The organism is Streptomyces sp. NPDC101490 (assembly GCF_044767145.1).
GTDB lineage: Bacteria > Actinomycetota > Actinomycetes > Streptomycetales > Streptomycetaceae > Streptomyces.
The window spans coordinates 97,978-114,575 of the sequence record NZ_JBIWNI010000007.1 but is presented as its reverse complement, the minus strand read 5'-3'; the positions used below and the strand labels follow the sequence as shown (position 1 = coordinate 114,575).

The window sequence follows — 16,598 nt, the reverse complement described above, 5'->3', positions numbered from 1 at the left end:
CCGTTCAACCGTGAACGGGCATCAGGGAGGACGGAGTGACTTCGTTGCGAACCCCGCGCACCTCATCCATCACGCGTGACCCGCGTGCACGGATCAGACGACTGGGCGTGGCATCCGCCGCGGTCGGACTGCTGGCCACACTGCTCACGGCCGGGCCCGCGGCCGCCATCCCGGACCCCGGAGACGCCCTCGTCGAGGGAACGGTCTCCTCGCAGCAGAGGGCGGAGGCCCGCGCCGCCATCCAGAGCGGTGAGATACCCGGTGTGGACGAGATAGTCCACAGCTCCAACATCGAGCACCTCGCGAACGTCCCCAAGGACGCGCTGCAGAGCCTCAACACGGACCTCGCGTTCCAGGGCAAGTACGCCTTCGCGGGCAACTACGACGGCTTCCGGATCTTCGACATCAGCAACCCGAAGGCCCCGAAGACCGTCGCCCAGGTCCTGTGCCCCGGCTCCCAGAACGACATCTCCGTCTCCGGGAACCTGCTGTTCCTCTCGACGGACTCCTCCCGGAGCGACAACTCCTGCTCCAGCACCACGCAGCCCGCGTCGGTGAAGGAGTCCTGGGAGGGCATGAAGATCTTCGACATCAGCGACGTCCGCAACCCGAAGTACGTCTCCGCCGTCGAGACGGCGTGCGGTTCGCACACCCACACGCTGGTGCCGAAGAAGAAGGACGTCTACGTCTACGTCTCCTCCTACTCGCCCAACGCCGCCTTCCCGGACTGCCAGCCCCCGCACGACGGCATCTCCGTGATCAAGGTGCCCCGCAAGGCGCCCCAGAAGGCCGCGATCGTCAGCTTCCCCGTCCTCTTCCCGGGCACGGGCCCGGACGGCGGCGGCAACCCGGGCGGCCCGACCAACCCGGGCGTCTCCAAGACCACCGGCTGCCACGACATCACCGTGCTGCCGGAGGAGGACCTCGCCGCCGGTGCCTGCATGGGTGACGGCATCCTCTTCGACATCAAGGACCCCGAACGTCCGAAGGTCATCGACCAGGTCCAGGACAACGTCAACTTCGCGTTCTGGCACTCCGCCACCTTCAACCTGAAGGCGAACAAGGTCGTCTTCACCGACGAGCTCGGCGGCGGCGGCGCGGCCACCTGCAACGCCCAGGTCGGACCGAACCGGGGCGCCAACGGCATCTACGACATCGTCGGCAAGGGCAAGAAGAGCAAGCTCGTCTTCCGCAGCTACTTCAAGATCCCGCGCCACCAGGCCGACACCGAGAACTGCGTCGCCCACAACGGCTCCCTGATCCCGGTCAAGGGCAAGGACCTCATGGTCCAGTCCTGGTACCAGGGCGGCGTCTCCGTCTGGGACTTCACCGACTCGTCCCGGCCGAAGGAGATCGGCTTCTTCGAGCGCGGCCCCGTCTCCGCCACCACCATGGCGACGGGCGGCTCGTGGTCCGCGTACTACTACAACGGCTACATCTACTCCAACGACATCGCCAAGGGCTTCGACGTGCTGAAGCTCTCCGACCGCCGTACCGACCCCGCGAAGCGCATCCGGATGGACGAGCTCAACGTCCAGACGCAGCCGGACTACTTCGACTTCGACGACTGAGCCGACCCCGGCTCCCCGGTCGAACCCGTCGAACCCGCAGCCCCCGTCCAACCCGTAGGCCGGGACGGCCGCTCCGGCCCGTGAGGGCCGGCTGACGGACCGAACGGGGGTGGGGGGGCCGGGGGGGCCCCCCCCCCCCCCCCCCCCCCCCCCCCCCCCCCCCCCCCCCGGGGGGGCCCCCCCCCCCCCCCCCCCCGCCCCCGGCCCCCGCCGCCCCGTTCACCCCGGTGGGCGGGGGGGGCGCCGCGGGCGGGGGGGGGGGGGGGGCCCCCCGCCCGGGGGGGGGGCGGGGGGCCCCCCCCCCCCGGGGCGCCACACCCGTCTCCCAGCCCAGCCCGTAACGGTGGAACAGCTCCGCCCGCAGCCGCGCGAGAGGCATCCCCGCGCCCGGGAGCAGTACCGCCACCACCGCGCCCATCAGCAGGGCGCGCAGCATCGGATAGTCCGTCTCCACGTCCTGCGAGCCGTACCGCGTCACGGTGTCCCGCAGCAGGAACGCCAGCCGCTGCTGCTCCTCGCACCGCACGAACCCCTCGGCCTGCAGGATGCCCGCCATATGGGTCCGCATCAGCGTCGGGCGCTCCGCCGCGAGGCCCAGGACCGCGTCGATCGCGCGGGCCATCCGCTCCTCGCCGTCCTCCGTGCGCGGCTCGCGCTCCAGCGCCGCCTCCAGCGTGAGGTGCATCAGCCGGTGCACGGCCGCCTGGAGCAACTGGCGCTTGCCGGGGAAGTAGTACGAGATCAGCCCCCGCGCGATACCGGCCCGCTCCGCGATGTCGCCGAGCGTCGTGGCCTCGTATCCACGGCCGTCCACCAGCTCCACCGTGGCCTGGAGAATGCGCTCCCGCGACCTGCGGCGCAGCTCTTCATTGACCGATGGGCTACGCGGGGACATGCTGGACTCCTGCGTTGACTGGCTGTCGGCCAATATACTCGGCGCATTCCGTCGGCATGTCCGTGTGGCAGGCCGCCGGAGCCGCCGTCTGTTCTGGGCGACACGGGGGATCGTCCAGAACAGGCGGCTGCACTTCTCTCCTTCACTTCTCCCCTTCCGCTTCCACGGTGCTCCTCCCGCCCTCGGCGCCCGGGTGTCCTTCGCGCCGTTCGAACCGGCGGTACGCCAGGATCGCCACGGCCACACAGCACCAGCCGAACAGCCAGCCGCCCAGCACGTCCGTCGGCCAGTGCACACCCAGGTAGACCCGGGTCCACCCCACCCCGAGGACCGAGACCACGGCGACGCCCGCGGCGGTGCCCCAGCCGCGCCACCCGTCCCGCCAGTACAGCGCGAGCACCCAGAGCAGCAGCCCGCAGGTCACCGTCGCCGTCATGACGTGCCCGGACGGGAAGGCGGCGAAGTGCGCCGAGTCCACCGGGTCGACCCACTGCGGCCGCTCCCGCCCCACCAGCGCCTTCAGCGCCTGCTGGAGCCCCATGGCCAGCAGGCTCGTGCCCACCACCCACAGGGCCGTGCGCCGCTCCCGCCGCCACCAGAGGAACAGCGCGGTCGCGGCGGCCAGGGCGCGCATCGTCCAGGTGTCCCACACCCAGTCGCTGAGGATCCGGTTGAGATGGGTGAACCCCGGGTGGGTGACGGCGTGCTGGTGGAGGCTGTCGGCGACCGAGCGGTCGAAGGAGAGCAACGGGGACCAGCCCGCGGCGACGAGCACGAGCAGCAGGACGGCCAGGACTCCGGAGACCACGGCGGAGGTACGCATGGGCCGATCCTGCCCGACGATCCGTTCCGGCTGATCGTCCGGGGGGTCCCCGCGCGCCGCCGAGCGGTCCGTGGAGCGTGTCCCGGCCCGGCCGGGCGCCGTCATCGGCCGCTACCCCAGGGTGCGGAGGGCCGGGACGAAGGCCACGAGCACCGGGACCACCGGGACCAGGGCGGCGGCGGCCGTCAGTCGCAGGCGGTGTCCCGCGGTGAGCCGGGGCGCGGCCGTGAGCAGTCGGTCCACCCGCCGCGGGAGGCTCGCGTCGGAGGACGGCACGGGCCCGAACACCCCCCGGTCCTCGTTGAGTTCGACCAGGGCGAGGGCGATCGTGAGGCGCCCGAAGCGGCGCGAGGCCACGTCGTCGGCGGCGAGTTCCACCAGCCGGTGCATCTCCTCGCGGAAGGCGGCGAAGACGGGGACGCCGGGGAACCCGGCGGCCAGCGCCCCCGAACAGTGCAGCAGCCAGTCGTGCCGGGCCCGCGCGTGTCCCTGCTCGTGGGCCAGGAGGGCGTCGAGCTGGCGGCCCTTGAGCCGTCGCAGCGCCGCCGTGGTGACGACGAGCCGGGGCGCCGTCCCCGGCAGCCACCAGGCGTCGGCCCGCTCGCCCTCCAGGACGACGAGCCGCTCGGCCCCGGGCCGTTCGCTCGGGAGCAGTGGCGCCCGGACCAGCAGCTCGCAGCGGCGCCGACGACGCCGGGCGCGGGCGAGGCCGATCTCGCGGCCGAGCATCGCCCCCGACCAGAGCCCGCCCGCCGCCAGGGCCACCGCGAGGACGGCGGACCAGGGGCCGGTCGTGCCGAGTTCGTAGGCGTCGACCACCGCGCGCGGGGCGGGTGCGAAGACCTGCCCCCGGACGGCCTGCCAGGTGGCCGAGGCGCTGAACGTCATGGAGAGCGCGAAGCTCAGCAGCACGGCGGCGACCACGCACTGCCAGACCCAGAGGGCCACCACGGGTTCTCGCTCGGCCCAGTGGGCCCGCGCGAGGAGCCGGGGGGCGGTGAGCGCGGTGAGGAGGCCGAGCAGGAACAGCACGAGGGAGACCCACATGGGCGTCACCCTATGAGCGGGATACGGGTCGGGGGTACGGCCTCGGGCGCCAAGTGACGTACACCACGGTTTCGTTGTCGTCGGAGCGTCGCCGGAGGGCACTCGGGGGCGCTCTGGGGGCTGTCGGTCGGCCGCCGCCGGTCGGCCACCAGTGGACTTCGGTGGCTTCAGTGGGCTTCGGTGGGCTTCATGTACTTCGGTGTACTTCAAGAGATTCGCGCCGGTCCGGCCGGATCAGAGGGTCAGCAGCATCGCGACCGTCACGAGCGCCATCGAGAGCCTGCACACCAGCGCCAGCTCCGGCCTGGTGACCCAGCCTCCTCCGGTGTCTCCGGTGTCTCCGGTGTTCAGGGTTCCGGCCCCCGCGCACCCGCCTCCGCCTCCGGTGCCGACGCCGACCGGTGCCGCCACCGGGACGAGCCGGGTACCCGTGTGGAGCACGTACATCCCGTAATAGAGGAGCAGGGTGCCGGTGAGCAGGGGCACGCCGCCCGCGGTGGCCGCCGGGTGCCCCGCGTGCGCCCCGGGGCCCGCCGAGGCCATCGCCAGCGCCATGTAGACCATGGCGAGCGAGCCCACCAGATGGTGCGCGTGGTGGCCGCCGTGCCGCCCCCCGAACAGTCCGGACAGCCCGTGCAGGGCCGCCGCGCCGAACACCGCCGCGTACACCGCCCAGCCCCACTCCGGCGGGGTGAGCACCGCCGCGGGCAGCGCCATGGAGGCCATGCCGAAGCCCATCACGGCCTCGCCGCCCGCCGCCCGCCGGGCCGCGCCGACGCACACCCGCGTCCGCAGCAGGCAGTACACCCCGGTGGCCGTGCACAGCGCGACCATCAGCCACCCGGACAGGGCCGCTCCGTGCACGGGACCCTCCCCTCGGCTCGGTCCGCTCCCCGGAGGGATGCCCGCCGCCGTCCGCACACACGCGGGCGCACGGACGCGCACAGGCGTACGGAAGGGGGGAGGAGGGGGCGCGTTAGGCTCGGGCCGGTCGCGCACCGCGATCGTCAGCGCCCGAGGGGAGCCCCGCACACATGGACACCGCCACGTCGCAGGAGACCGGCCCGATCACCTACCGGGAGGCGGTCGTGGACGACGTCCCCGCCCTCGTCCCGCTCGTCGAGTCGGCCTACCGGGGCGACGCCAGCCGGGGCGGCTGGACCACGGAGGCGGACCTCCTCCAGGGGCAGCGCACCGACCCGGCGGGGGTGGCCGCCGTGATCACCGCGCCCGGCAGCAGGCTCCTGGTCGTCGAGCGCGACGGTGAGATCGTCGCCTGCTGCCAGCTGGAGCACCGGGGCGAGGCCGCGTACTTCGGCATGTTCGCCGTCCGCCCGGAACTGCAGGGCGCGGGTCTGGGCAAGCTGATCATCGCGGAGGCCGAGCGCCGGGTCCGCGAGCTGTGGGACGTACGGGAGATGCACATGACGGTGATCTCCGTGCGGGAGGAACTGGTCGCCTGGTACGAGCGCCGCGGCTACCGCCGCACCGGGCGGATGACCCCGTTCCCGTACGGCGACGAGCGCTTCGGCGTGCCCCAGCGCGACGATCTGGAGTTCGAGCTCCTGGTGAAGCCACTGGTCTGATCCACCCGGCGGAAGGGTGGCTTCAACCCTTCGAGACAGGAAAAACTTCTGTTGACAGGGGGGTCGCGCAGGATAATTTCTCTTGGCCCCCTTGTGGTGAAGAACCGTCGATGGTTACGGTGTCTTAACGCGAGGTTCTCCTGTGGAGGAAGTGGCATGACGGAAATTCTTGTGCAGGACGTGACCGGTGGAGGGATAGCCACCGCAGCCAGGGTGGTCGACCACCCCGCCTGGCCCGAGCTCAAGAATGCCGTGGAGGAGATCCGCACCTGGCAGAGCGCGGACGGCTCCATCGACTTCGAGCGCGAGGGCGCACCCGCCCGCGCGCTCGCCGAGCTGACCCTCGACCGCGTCACCACCGCGGTCGAGCGGCTCTCCCCGCTCGTCCCGCACGACGGCGCTTACCACCTGGCCCTCGTCGCCGACCTGCGTAAATGGAGCGGGAGCGGCTTCGCCGTCCCGGACTTCCTGGACTCGCTGCTCGCCTTCCACCCGGCCGCCGACCGCGCCGACGGGCTCCAGCACCTCGTGCTCTTCCCGATGTACACGCAGAACGGCAACCCGGACCGCAACCTCGAAGCCGTCGTGCTCCGCATGGTCTGGCCCGAGTGGCTCTCCGAGCTGGAGCGCACCCGCTACGACAACCCGCTCTTCTGCGGCATCACCTTCGAGGACTTCACCTCCGGGTACGACACCAACTCGGCCGTCCTCTTCCCGGAGACCATCGCCGTCCGCGAGGCCCCCGAGCGCTTCACCTGGGGCGGCATCTTCTGCGACCGCGAGGCCGCCCGCTTCCGCAAGGTCACCGAAGCCGCCGTCGACATCCTCGGCATCGAGCTGCCCGCCGACATCGCCGCGATGATCGACGACCAGACCCGCTGCGAGCAGGCGTTCGTCCTCTGGGACATGGTCCACGACCGCACCCACAGCCACGGCGACCTGCCCTTCGACCCCTTCATGATCAAGCAGCGCCAGCCGTTCTGGATGTACGGCCTCGAAGAGCTCCGCTGCGACCTCACCGCCTTCAAGGAGGCCGTGAAGCTGGAGGCCGAGGGCAACGCGCACGGCCGTGACGTGCAGTACGCCGTCCTCTTCGACCGCATGTTCCGCTTCCCGCTCTCCGGCGACCGCAACCGCAACTACGACGGTCTGGGCGGCCAGCTCCTCTTCGCGTACCTCCACAAGAACGACGTGGTGCGCTGGACGGACAACACCCTCAAGATCGACTGGCAGCGGGCCCCCGAGGTCACCAACCGCCTCTGCGCCGAGATCGAGACGCTCTACCGCGACGGCATCGACCGCCCGAAGCTCGTCCACTGGTTCAAGGCGTACGAGCTGGTCTCCACCTACCTCTCCCCGCACCCGGGCTCCACCTGGGCCAAGGGCCCCGACGCCCTGGACCTCTCCCTCCCGCCGCGCAAGCTCGTCGACGACGTGCTTCCCGACGAGTTTCCGCTCAGCATGTTCTTCGAGGCCCTCGCCAAGAAGCTGAAGGGCGTGATCGCCGAGACCAAGGGGATCACCGCCGCCGACGTCCCGAGGCACCAGCGGGCCGCCGCGTGAGCGCGCGCACCGACACGGAGGAGACGTCGACCATGAACACCGAAGGAAACGGCGGACCGCTCGACGGAGCCGTCATCGCGGTCGCCGGAGCGGCCGGCCCGGCGGGCCGCGCCACCCTGCTGCGCCTCGCCGAGGCGGGCGCCACCGTGGTCGCGTCCGACGCCGACCCGGCCCGCCTCGCGGAGGCCGTCGACGCCGCGGGCTACGCCCACGGCGGAGCCAAGGTCGTCGGCGACACCGTCGACCTCCTCGACCTGGCCGCCACCCGCGACTGGGCCGCCAAGACCGAGAAGGAGTTCGGCCGCGTCGACGGCCTGGTCCACCTCGTCGGCGGCTGGCGCGGCAGCCCCTCCTTCACCGAGACGGACCTCGCCGACTGGGACTTCCTGGAGAAGCTCCTCATCCGCACCGTCCAGCACACCTCCCTCGCCTTCCACGACGGCCTGCTGCGCAGCGGCGGCCGCGGCCGCTACGCCCTGATCAGCCAGGTCGGCGCGCACAAGCCGCTGGCAAACAACGCCGCGTACAACGCGGGCAAGGCGGCGGCCGAGGCCTGGACCCTCGCCATGGCCGACTCCTTCCGCAAGCTCGGGGGCGACGACGGCCCGCAGGCGGCGGCTGCGATCCTGGTGATCAAGGCATTGGTGCACGAGGCCATGCGCGCCGAACGCCCCAACGCGAAGTTCGCGGGCTTCACCGACGTCGGTGACCTCGCCGACGAGATCGTCGGCCTGTGGGACAGGCCCGCCCAGGAAGTGAACGGACAGCGTCTGTGGTTGACCCCCAAGCCGTGACCGCGGCCCTCGGCCCCAGGACCGACGCACGTCGTCGCCATGACCCGTCGGTCCGGGGCTTCGCCAGCGACAACTATGCCGGCGCCCACCCCGAGGTCCTCGCCGCCCTCGCCCTCGCCAACGACGGCCACCAGGTCGCCTACGGCGAGGACCAGTACACCGAGCACCTCCAGCGGATCATGCACAGCCACTTCGGCCCCACCGCCGAGGCCTTCCCGGTCTTCAACGGCACCGGGGCCAACGTGACCGCCCTCCAGGCGCTCACCGACCGCTGGGGCGCGGTCATCTGCGCCGAGTCCGCCCACATCAACGTGGACGAGGGCGGCGCGCCGGAGCGGATGGGCGGCCTCAAGCTGCTCACCGTCCCCACCCCGGACGGCAAGCTCACCCCCGAGCTGATCGACCGGCAGGCCTGGGGCTGGGACGACGAGCACCGGGCGATGCCGCAGGTCGTCTCGATCACCCAGAACACCGAGCTGGGCACCGTCTACACGGTGGACGAGATCCGCGCGATCGTCGAGCACGCCCACGGCAAGGGCATGAAGGTGCACCTCGACGGGGCCCGGATAGCCAACGCCGCCGCCTCCCTCGACGTCCCGATGCGCGCCTTCACCAACGCGGTGGGCGTCGACGTCCTGTCGTACGGCGGCACGAAGAACGGGATGCTCTTCGGCGAGGCCGTCGTCGTCCTCAACCCCGACGCGGTCAGCCACATGAAGCACCTGCGCAAGCTGTCCATGCAGCTCGCGTCCAAGATGCGCTTCGTCTCCGTCCAGCTGGAGGCCCTCCTCGCGAAGGACCTGTGGCTGCGCAACGCCCGTCACTCCAACGCGATGGCGCGGCGGCTCGCCGCCGGGGTGCGCGAGGTCGAGGGGGTGGAGATCCTCTACCCGGTGCAGGCCAACGCGGTCTTCGCCCGGCTGCCGCACGAGGTGAGCCGACGGCTCCAGGAGCGGTTCCGCTTCTACTTCTGGGACGAGACCGCCGGCGACGTGCGCTGGATGTGCGCCTTCGACACCACGGAGGACGACGTGGACGCCTTCCTCCAGGCACTGAAGGAAGAGATCACCCGCTGACCCCGGGCACGCGGACAGAACGACGAGGGGCGGACCGCCACGGCACAGTGGCGGTCCGCCCCTCGTCGTCGTCCGGCGACCCGGCCCCGGCCCCTTCCTCGCCCTCGCCGTCGCCCCGCGTCTGACCGCCCGGATCCGCTCTGGCCTGGGGGAACGGGTGTCCGGGCGGCAACCGGACAGTGTCGGCGGGATTTGCGCCATCGTGTGCCGACCCGCTGCGGCCGGCGGATCCGGTCGGCTGCACTGGTCCGGGGCCGCCCCGGAGCGGCGGGGCGAGTGGAAGCGGGTCTCGCATGATGACGATCAACGTGGCCGTGCTCCTCGCGGTCGTCGTGGTGCTGCGGCTGCGCCGCAGGACACAGGCCAGGAGCCGGGTCGAGGAGCGCAATACCGTGCTCCTCGTGCTCGTCCTGGGCATCCTGATCGCGCCCACCCCGCTGGGCCGGGGCGTCTTCCACGGGGTGGGCCAGCTGGCCCGCGGCGTCTCGCAGGCGGCGGGTTCATGAGCGGCCGGGCCCGGCCGGGCCCCCGCAGGTCTCCCGCCGGGCACCGCTCCGCGCCGCACCGTCCCCGCCGTCCTGCCCGCCGACGGCCCGCGTCCGGGCGCCGTCCGGTGCCGCGGCGGCGCGTGCGGGCGTCCGCCGGGGAACGCGCCGGACTGTTCCTCCTGGCCCTGGCCCTGCTGTGGGGCCTGGTCGCCGGAGCGCTGCGATGGCTGGCCGCGCATCCCTGGGTGCCGGGAGTGCTCCTCCTCGCCCTGGCCGCCGCCGGTGGGGCGTGGGCGCACCGACGCCGCGAGGCGGCCCGCCGGGACCGGGTGCGGGAGCGGGGACTGCGCTACGAGCTGCCGCGGATCGACGCCCTGCACCACCAGCAGTTCGAGGAGGCCGTACGGGACCTGATGCGCCGCGACGGCTGTCCCGGGGCGGTCCGGGTCGGTGGGGCCGGTGACAACGGCGCCGATGTGAAGGCGACCGACCCGTTCGGCCGTCTGTGGGTGATCCAGTGCAAGCACCGCAGGGCGGGACTGGCCGGTGCGGCGGTCGGGACACCGGATCTGCACGTCCTCAACGGGACCGGACGGCCCGTCCACCACGGCGATGTCGTCGTCCTGGTCACCAACGGCCGTTTCACGGGCAGGGCCGTCGAGTTCGCCCGCTCCCAGCGGCTGCACCTGGTGGACCGTCACCTCCTCGCCCGGTGGGCCGCCGGTTCCACGCCGCTGTGGGAACTGCTGGGCACGGTCCCGCCCCCGCGCCGCCCCTCGTCCGGCTCCTGAGTCCGGCGACGGGCCCGGTGGGGAAACCCGGTGAGGAGGCGTGCTGAGGAGGCGTGGTGAGGGGATCCGGCGAGGGGCGGCCGCGAGGTCCGGGCGGAGGTCCGTACGGGCCGCCGGGATAGGGTGCACCCCGTGGAACGGATCCTGGTGGTGGGCGTCACCGGCGCGGGCAAGTCCACGCTCGCCCGGACCCTGGGCGCCCGTCTGGGCCTGCCCCATCACGAGATGGACGCCCTGTACTACGACGGCCCCGGCTGGGCCGTCAACCCCCGGCTGGCCGAGGCCGTGTCGGGTCTGGCCGCCGGACCCCGCTGGATCGTCGACTCCCTCGGAAGCCCCGGGGTCCGTGACCCGCTGTGGGAACGGGCCGACACCGTGGTCTGGCTCGACTACCCCCGACGCGTCGTGATGCCGAGGGTGCTGCGCCGGTCCCTCCGGCGCAGCCTCACCCGAGAGGTCCTCTTCGGCGGCAACAGGGAGACCTGGAAGGACTGGCTGAGCCGGGAGCACCCGGCCCGGTGGTCCTGGTCCCAGCACGGAGCCCGCCACCGGGAGATCGGGCGCCTCGTCCGTGATCCCCGCTTCGCGCCCCTCGACACCCTCCGCTTCGGCCGTCCCGGGGACACCGCGAGCTGGCTCGCATCGCTCTGACCGTGGCGACGGGCCGTCGGCGGGCGGCGCGTCACGGAGACGGGTGCCCCGGCGGAGAGGCTCGTACGGGTCAGAGGTGAGTCCATCATGATGTACCATCCAGTGCTCTACACTGAACTGCATCCGGTCGTCCCCGACGTACTGCGCGCCGCACCCGACCGGCCCTCCTTCTGGCGGAGGCTCCCCACCGAGCCCCGCACCCGGACACCGGCGAACGGCGGATCATGACCCTCACGCTCACAGTCTCCGACGAGGTGCGCACCCTCGCGCCCACCTTCACCCACCTTCTCGTCGAAGCCCGCGGACTGGTCAACGGGCCCAGCGACGAGGCCAGTTCGGCGCTCCTCGACGAGGCCGCGCGACGGCTCGCCGAGCGCCTCGACGGCCGGAGCCCCGACCAGGACCCGCACGTCGCCGCCTGGCGCGCCGCGTACACCGCGTTCGGCACGAAGCCCTCCCGCACCCGCAACTCCGCGGAGGCGCTCGCCCGCCGCGCGCTCGCGGACGGCGGACTGCCCCGCATCAACCGGCTGGTCGACGCCTACAACGCGGTCAGCGTGGCCCATCTGATCCCGGTGGGCGGCGAGGACCTGGGCCGTGTCCGGGGCGCCATGAGCCTGGTGCGGGCCACCGGCGACGAGCCCTTCGTCACCATGGCGGGCGGCGTGGAGACGATCGAGCACCCCGAGCCCGGCGAGGTCGTCTGGCGCGACGAGGAAGGCGTGACCTGCCGCCGCTGGAACTGGCGCCAGGGCCCCCGCACCCGCATCGACGACGACACCACCGACGCCTTCTTCCTGCTGGAGTCGCTCGCCCCCATGACCCGGGACGAGCTGCTCGCGGCGGGCAGGGAACTGGCCGAGTCCCTGGAGAAGCTCAGCCCCGGCGCCCGGATCACCGTCGGTGACCCTGAGTGACCGGGGGCCGCTCCGGTCGGCTCAGCCCGCTTCCTTGACCTGCGCGGGCGTCGGAGCCGTACCCCCGAGGTGCGCGGGCACCCACCAGGTGTCGTCCGCGTCCTTCGGGCGGACCGGGTAGGCGCGCTGGGCCGCCTCCAGGAGCTCCTGGACGCGCTCGCGCAGCCGCCGCGTGATGGCGCCCGCGTACTGGTCGGCGGGCGCCTCCAGCGCCTCGCCGACCCGGATCGTCACCGGGATGTGGCTGCGCCGGAAGTTCCTCGGGCGGCCCTTCGTCCAGACGCGCTGGGTACCCCACAGGGCCATCGGGACGAGCGGAACGCCCGCCTCCTGCGCGAGGCGCGCCGCTCCCGTCTTGAAGCTCTTGAGGGTGAACGACTCGGAGATCGTCGCCTCCGGGAAGACGCCGACGATCTCGCCGGCGCGCAGCGACTCCAGGGCGTGCCGGTAGGCGTGCTCGCCCTGCGACCGGTCCACCGGGATGTGCTTCATGCCGCGCATCAGCGGTCCGGAGACCTTGTGCCGGAAGACGGAGTCCTTCGCCATGAAGCGCACCAGGCGCTTCTGCGGGAGGGCCGCGAGGCCCGTGAAGATGAAGTCGAGGTAGCTGATGTGGTTGCTCACCAGCACCGCTCCGCCGGTCCGCGGGATGTGCTCGGAACCCTGGATGTCGATCTTCAGGTCGAGTGCTTTGAACAGGGTGAGCGCGGCACCGACGACCGGTCGATAGACGAGTTCTGCCATCGGAGAGGAACCTCTTCTTCGTCTGCCTGGGGAGGGTCTCCCGGCGAAGTTACGCGGCCGTAGGTTTTCGGCTTTGGGCAGATCGTGCCCCATGTGGGCCGCCGTGACCAGTCCAGGCGGCTTCGTACAGGGAGATTCTCGTCACTCGCGGTGGTCGTGGCGGGAATCGAATGGTCCCGTGCGACGCTGCACCGGAGAGCGCGGGTCCGCACCCGCGCGAGAGGGCCACCCCGCACCGGCCTCGGACCCTTTCCGTGCGCACACGCCCGTACGCGCGCGGAGGGAGCGGACACGGAGAAGAGGAGCCGGTGCGCCTCGGCCGTCGCCGTGCGGGCCGCACGCGCGGGGGAACGGAACACGAAACGCAGAACACGAAACGCGAAACATGACAGGGAAGGCGGAGGGATGACCGAGGTCCTGGGCCCGGAGGCGCTGGGCGCCCCCTTGGGGGAGCGGGCGACTCTCGTCCAGTTCTCCACGGCCTTCTGCCAGCCGTGCCGCGCCACCCGGGGGACCCTCGCCGAGGTGGCCGCCATGGTCCCCGGCGTCGGGCACGTGGAGATCGACGCCGAGGAGCGGCTGGAGCTGGTCCGCGCGCTCGGTGTCACCCGTACCCCGACCGTCCTCGTCCTCGACGCGACGGGCCGCGTCGTCCGGCGCGCCGCCGGACAGCCGCGCACGGCGGACGTCATCGCCGCGCTGGGGCGGGCGCTCTGACGCCGTGACACTCCTCCCACATCGCGGTACGCACTTGACTGCGCGCGGCAACGATCGTCACCCTGGCCAGGTGCCCCCAGAACTCCTTCTCTACGGCCGGACCCATGTGGACCTGGCCCGCAACGCGAGTGCGCGCTGTCCGGGTGTCTGACGACCCCAGGACACCTCCCATGCCGCCCCCGCAGAAGGACAATTCCATGACGGTTTCGCCCGAGCTCCGTACCGTTCCCACGATCGGCGCACCCCGGTCGGCCTCGCCCGATCTGCTCCGCTCCGTCTTCCGCAGGCACGCGGCGGGCGTCGCGGTCGTCACCGCGCACGGCGAGCGCCCGGTCGGTTTCACCGCGACCTCGCTCAACTCCGTCGCCGCCGAGCCCCCGCTGATCTCCTTCGGGGTGGGCACCTCCTCCTCCAGCTGGCCCGTGCTGGCCGAGGCCGAGCACATAGGCGTGCACATACTCGGCGAGCACCAACAGGAGCTGGCCGCCACCTTCGCGCGCAGCGGGGCGGACCGCTTCGGCGAGGACACCCGCTGGAGCGTCGGCCCCGAGGGCGTGCCCGTGCTCGACGGTGTGCTCGCCTGGCTGGTGTGCCGGATCGTGGCACGGGTGCCCGCGGGCGACCACCGGATCGTGATCGCGCAGGCGGTCGCGGGCGATCCCGACGGCGCGGGCCGTCCGCTGCTCTACCACCACGGGCGCTTCAACGCGCTGCGCGACTGAGAGTTCCCGCGCGCGCCGCTCTCCGCGCGTCGGGCAGATCACATCCCTGAGCGCTTGCTCATGGGTCACGAACTGGGTGTACTGGCGAGTAATATTCGGTCGGGGCGTCCGGCGCCCCGACCGGGACCCCGCCCTCCGGGCGCCTATGCTGCGAGCAACAAGGCAGCCGAGTTAGTGACGATTGCAGTAGGAGAGCCGGCGTGAGCTTGAGGATCGTTGTCTGTGTGAAGTACGTGCCCGACGCCACCGGCGACCGGCACTTCGCCGATGACCTGACCGTCGACCGCGAGGACGTCGACGGCCTGCTGTCGGAGCTCGACGAGTACGCCGTCGAGCAGGCGCTGCAGATCGCCGAAGAGGCCGACGACGCCGAGGTCACCGTGCTCACGGTCGGCCCCGAGGATGCCAAGGACGCGCTGCGCAAGGCGCTCTCGATGGGCGCCGACAAGGCGGTCCACGTCGAGGACGACGACCTGCACGGCAGCGACGTCATGGCCACCTCGCTGGTCCTCGCCAAGGCGATCGAGAAGACCGGCTACGACGTGGTCATCGCGGGCATGGCCTCCACCGACGGCGCCATGGGCATCCTCCCGGCCGTCCTCGCCGAGCGCCTGGGCGTCCCGCAGGTCACCCTGCTCTCCGAGGTGAAGGTCGAGGACGGCAAGGTCACCGGCCGCCGTGACGGCGACACCGCCTCCGAGCAGCTGGAGGCCTCCCTCCCGGCGGTCGTGTCCGTGACCGACCAGTCCGGCGAGGCGCGCTACCCCTCCTTCAAGGGCATCATGGCCGCCAAGAAGAAGCCGGTCGAGTCCCTGGACCTGTCCGACCTCGGCATCGAGGCCGACGAAGTGGGTCTCGAAGGCTCCTGGACCGCGGTCGACTCCGCCGCCGAGCGTCCGGCGCGCACCGCCGGAACGATCGTCAAGAACGAGGGCGAGGGCGGCAAGCAGCTCGCCGGCTTCCTCGCGGAGCAGAAGTTCATCTAGGACTCGGTCAGCCGGGCCCGGCGCACCCTCCCGGCCCGTGCGAGCCCTTCAGACCGCCCCTTTTCCGTTCGCAGGAGATTGAAGTCCCATGGCTGAGATTCTCGTCTACGTCGACCACGTCGACGGAGCCGTCCGCAAGCCCACCCTGGAGCTGCTGACCCTCGCCCGCCGCATCGGCGAGCCGGTCGCCGTCGCCCTCGGCAACGGCGCCGCCGACACCGCCGCCGTCCTCGCCGAGCACGGTGCCGTGAAGGTCCTGACCGCCGACGCGCCCGAGTTCACCGACTACCTTGTCGTCCCGAAGGTCGACGCCCTCCAGGCCGCGTACGAGGCCGTCTCCCCGGCCGCCGTGCTCGTCCCGTCCTCCGCCGAGGGCAAGGAGATCGCGGCCCGCCTCGCGGTCCGCATCGGCTCCGGCATCATCACCGACGCCATCGACCTGGAGGCCGGTGACGAGGGCCCGGTCGCGACGCAGTCCGCGTTCGCCGCCTCCTTCACCACCAGGTCCCGCGTCTCCAAGGGCACTCCGGTCATCACGGTCAAGCCGAACTCGGCCCCCGTCGAGGCCGCCCCGGCCGCCGGTGCCGTCGAGGCCCTCGCGGTCTCCTTCGGCGCCCTCGCCACCGGCACCAAGGTGACCGCCCGCACCCCGCGCGAGTCCACCGGCCGCCCGGAGCTGACCGAGGCCGCGATCGTGGTCTCCGGCGGCCGCGGTGTCAACGGCGCCGAGAACTTCGGGATCATCGAGGCGCTCGCCGACTCGCTCGGTGCCGCCGTCGGCGCCTCCCGCGCCGCCGTCGACGCCGGCTGGTACCCGCACTCCAGCCAGGTCGGCCAGACCGGCAAGTCCGTCTCGCCGCAGCTGTACATCGCCTCCGGCATCTCCGGCGCGATCCAGCACCGCGCGGGCATGCAGACCTCGAAGACGATCGTCGCGATCAACAAGGACGCCGAGGCGCCCATCTTCGAGCTGGTCGACTACGGCGTCGTCGGCGACCTGTTCGACGTCGTCCCGCAGCTGACCGAGGAGATCAAGGCCCGCAAGGGCTGATCTTCCCGGTTCCGCAGGTCCGACCTGCTGTTCCGTACGGTCCGGGGGGGGGGGGGGGGGGGGGGGGCCCCCCCCCCCCCCCCCCCGGCGGGCCCCCCCCGCCCCCCCCCCCCGCCCCCCCCCCCCGGCCCCCCCCCACAAGAGTGTTTTTTTGGGCGGCGCCCACGGCGCTGGGG

At 72.3% G+C, this 16,598-nt stretch carries 18 protein-coding genes and 1 pseudogene; 14 read left to right on the top strand and 5 right to left on the bottom strand.

Annotated elements, in window-relative coordinates; translation table 11 throughout:
• The first annotated feature begins 35 nt into the window (after nt 1-35).
• Nucleotides 36-1,571, top strand: a complete 1,536-nt coding sequence (locus ACIRQY_RS16805) for a hypothetical protein (RefSeq protein WP_351783858.1) — start codon at nt 36-38, stop codon at nt 1,569-1,571.
• Nucleotides 1,572-1,827: 256 nt separating this feature from the next.
• Here ACIRQY_RS16805 and ACIRQY_RS16800 read toward each other — a convergent pair.
• The 4 genes and pseudogenes from ACIRQY_RS16800 to ACIRQY_RS16785 form a co-directional block, all read right to left on the bottom strand.
• A pseudogene (locus tag ACIRQY_RS16800) lies at nt 1,828-2,466 on the bottom strand (TetR/AcrR family transcriptional regulator); the annotation flags it as partial.
• A gap of 142 nt (nt 2,467-2,608) precedes the next feature.
• A complete protein-coding gene (locus ACIRQY_RS16795; RefSeq protein WP_351783862.1) occupies nt 2,609-3,289 on the bottom strand; it encodes a phosphatase PAP2 family protein in 681 nt (226 codons plus the stop codon).
• Nucleotides 3,290-3,400: 111 nt separating this feature from the next.
• Nucleotides 3,401-4,336: a M56 family metallopeptidase gene (locus ACIRQY_RS16790; protein WP_403926132.1), complete on the bottom strand. Its 936-nt coding sequence runs from the start codon at nt 4,334-4,336 to the stop codon at nt 3,401-3,403.
• A gap of 234 nt (nt 4,337-4,570) precedes the next feature.
• Nucleotides 4,571-5,200, bottom strand: a complete 630-nt coding sequence (locus ACIRQY_RS16785) for a DUF5134 domain-containing protein (protein ID WP_403926130.1) — start codon at nt 5,198-5,200, stop codon at nt 4,571-4,573.
• A gap of 170 nt (nt 5,201-5,370) precedes the next feature.
• On the opposite strand from ACIRQY_RS16785, the gene ACIRQY_RS16780 reads away from it, so the two are divergent.
• The 9 genes from ACIRQY_RS16780 to ACIRQY_RS16740 all read left to right on the top strand — a co-directional run bounded on the left by ACIRQY_RS16780 (nt 5,371) and on the right by ACIRQY_RS16740 (nt 12,202).
• A complete protein-coding gene (locus ACIRQY_RS16780; protein WP_403926127.1) occupies nt 5,371-5,922 on the top strand; it encodes a GNAT family N-acetyltransferase in 552 nt (183 codons plus the stop codon).
• Between the two features lie 156 nt (nt 5,923-6,078).
• Complete coding sequence (locus ACIRQY_RS16775; RefSeq protein WP_351783870.1) at nt 6,079-7,485, top strand: DUF6421 family protein; 1,407 nt, start codon at nt 6,079-6,081, stop codon at nt 7,483-7,485.
• 32 nt (nt 7,486-7,517) lie between these two features.
• On the top strand, nt 7,518-8,279 hold the full coding sequence (locus ACIRQY_RS16770; RefSeq protein ID WP_351783872.1) for an SDR family oxidoreductase: 762 nt from the start codon (nt 7,518-7,520) through the stop codon (nt 8,277-8,279).
• Nucleotides 8,276-9,355: a threonine aldolase family protein gene (locus ACIRQY_RS16765; RefSeq protein ID WP_403926122.1), complete on the top strand. Its 1,080-nt coding sequence runs from the start codon at nt 8,276-8,278 to the stop codon at nt 9,353-9,355. Before ACIRQY_RS16770 ends, ACIRQY_RS16765 begins: the two co-directional genes overlap by 4 nt.
• A gap of 293 nt (nt 9,356-9,648) precedes the next feature.
• Nucleotides 9,649-9,861: a hypothetical protein gene (locus tag ACIRQY_RS16760; RefSeq protein WP_351783876.1), complete on the top strand. Its 213-nt coding sequence runs from the start codon at nt 9,649-9,651 to the stop codon at nt 9,859-9,861.
• A gap of 122 nt (nt 9,862-9,983) precedes the next feature.
• Nucleotides 9,984-10,634 carry a restriction endonuclease gene (locus tag ACIRQY_RS16755; protein ID WP_403926119.1) on the top strand — a complete coding sequence of 217 codons (651 nt, stop codon included), beginning with the start codon at nt 9,984-9,986 and terminating at the stop codon, nt 10,632-10,634.
• Between the two features lie 132 nt (nt 10,635-10,766).
• Nucleotides 10,767-11,285: an adenylate kinase gene (locus tag ACIRQY_RS16750; RefSeq protein ID WP_403926116.1), complete on the top strand. Its 519-nt coding sequence runs from the start codon at nt 10,767-10,769 to the stop codon at nt 11,283-11,285.
• Between the two features lie 87 nt (nt 11,286-11,372).
• Nucleotides 11,373-11,513, top strand: a complete 141-nt coding sequence (locus ACIRQY_RS16745; protein ID WP_403926114.1) for a hypothetical protein — start codon at nt 11,373-11,375, stop codon at nt 11,511-11,513.
• Nucleotides 11,510-12,202 (top strand): B3/4 domain-containing protein, encoded by a 693-nt coding sequence (locus ACIRQY_RS16740; RefSeq protein ID WP_403926111.1) that lies wholly within the window; start codon nt 11,510-11,512, stop codon nt 12,200-12,202. The genes ACIRQY_RS16745 and ACIRQY_RS16740 overlap by 4 nt, the downstream gene beginning before the upstream one ends.
• Nucleotides 12,203-12,223: 21 nt before the next feature.
• Here the strand turns inward: ACIRQY_RS16740 and ACIRQY_RS16735 are convergent, their stop codons facing one another.
• Nucleotides 12,224-12,946, bottom strand: coding sequence for a lysophospholipid acyltransferase family protein (locus tag ACIRQY_RS16735; RefSeq protein ID WP_351783884.1), 723 nt, complete (start codon nt 12,944-12,946; stop codon nt 12,224-12,226).
• 405 nt (nt 12,947-13,351) lie between these two features.
• On the opposite strand from ACIRQY_RS16735, the gene ACIRQY_RS16730 reads away from it, so the two are divergent.
• The 4 genes from ACIRQY_RS16730 (at nt 13,352) to ACIRQY_RS16715 (ending at nt 16,422) form a co-directional block, all read left to right on the top strand.
• Nucleotides 13,352-13,663, top strand: coding sequence for a TlpA family protein disulfide reductase (locus tag ACIRQY_RS16730; RefSeq protein WP_403926107.1), 312 nt, complete (start codon nt 13,352-13,354; stop codon nt 13,661-13,663).
• 197 nt (nt 13,664-13,860) lie between these two features.
• Nucleotides 13,861-14,385: a flavin reductase family protein gene (locus ACIRQY_RS16725; RefSeq protein WP_403926105.1), complete on the top strand. Its 525-nt coding sequence runs from the start codon at nt 13,861-13,863 to the stop codon at nt 14,383-14,385.
• Between the two features lie 200 nt (nt 14,386-14,585).
• Entirely contained in the window at nt 14,586-15,371 is a 786-nt protein-coding gene (locus tag ACIRQY_RS16720) for an electron transfer flavoprotein subunit beta/FixA family protein (protein ID WP_351783890.1), read from the top strand.
• An 88-nt stretch (nt 15,372-15,459) separates the two neighbouring features.
• Nucleotides 15,460-16,422, top strand: a complete 963-nt coding sequence (locus ACIRQY_RS16715) for an electron transfer flavoprotein subunit alpha/FixB family protein (RefSeq protein WP_351783892.1) — start codon at nt 15,460-15,462, stop codon at nt 16,420-16,422.
• Nucleotides 16,423-16,598: the final 176 nt, after the last annotated feature.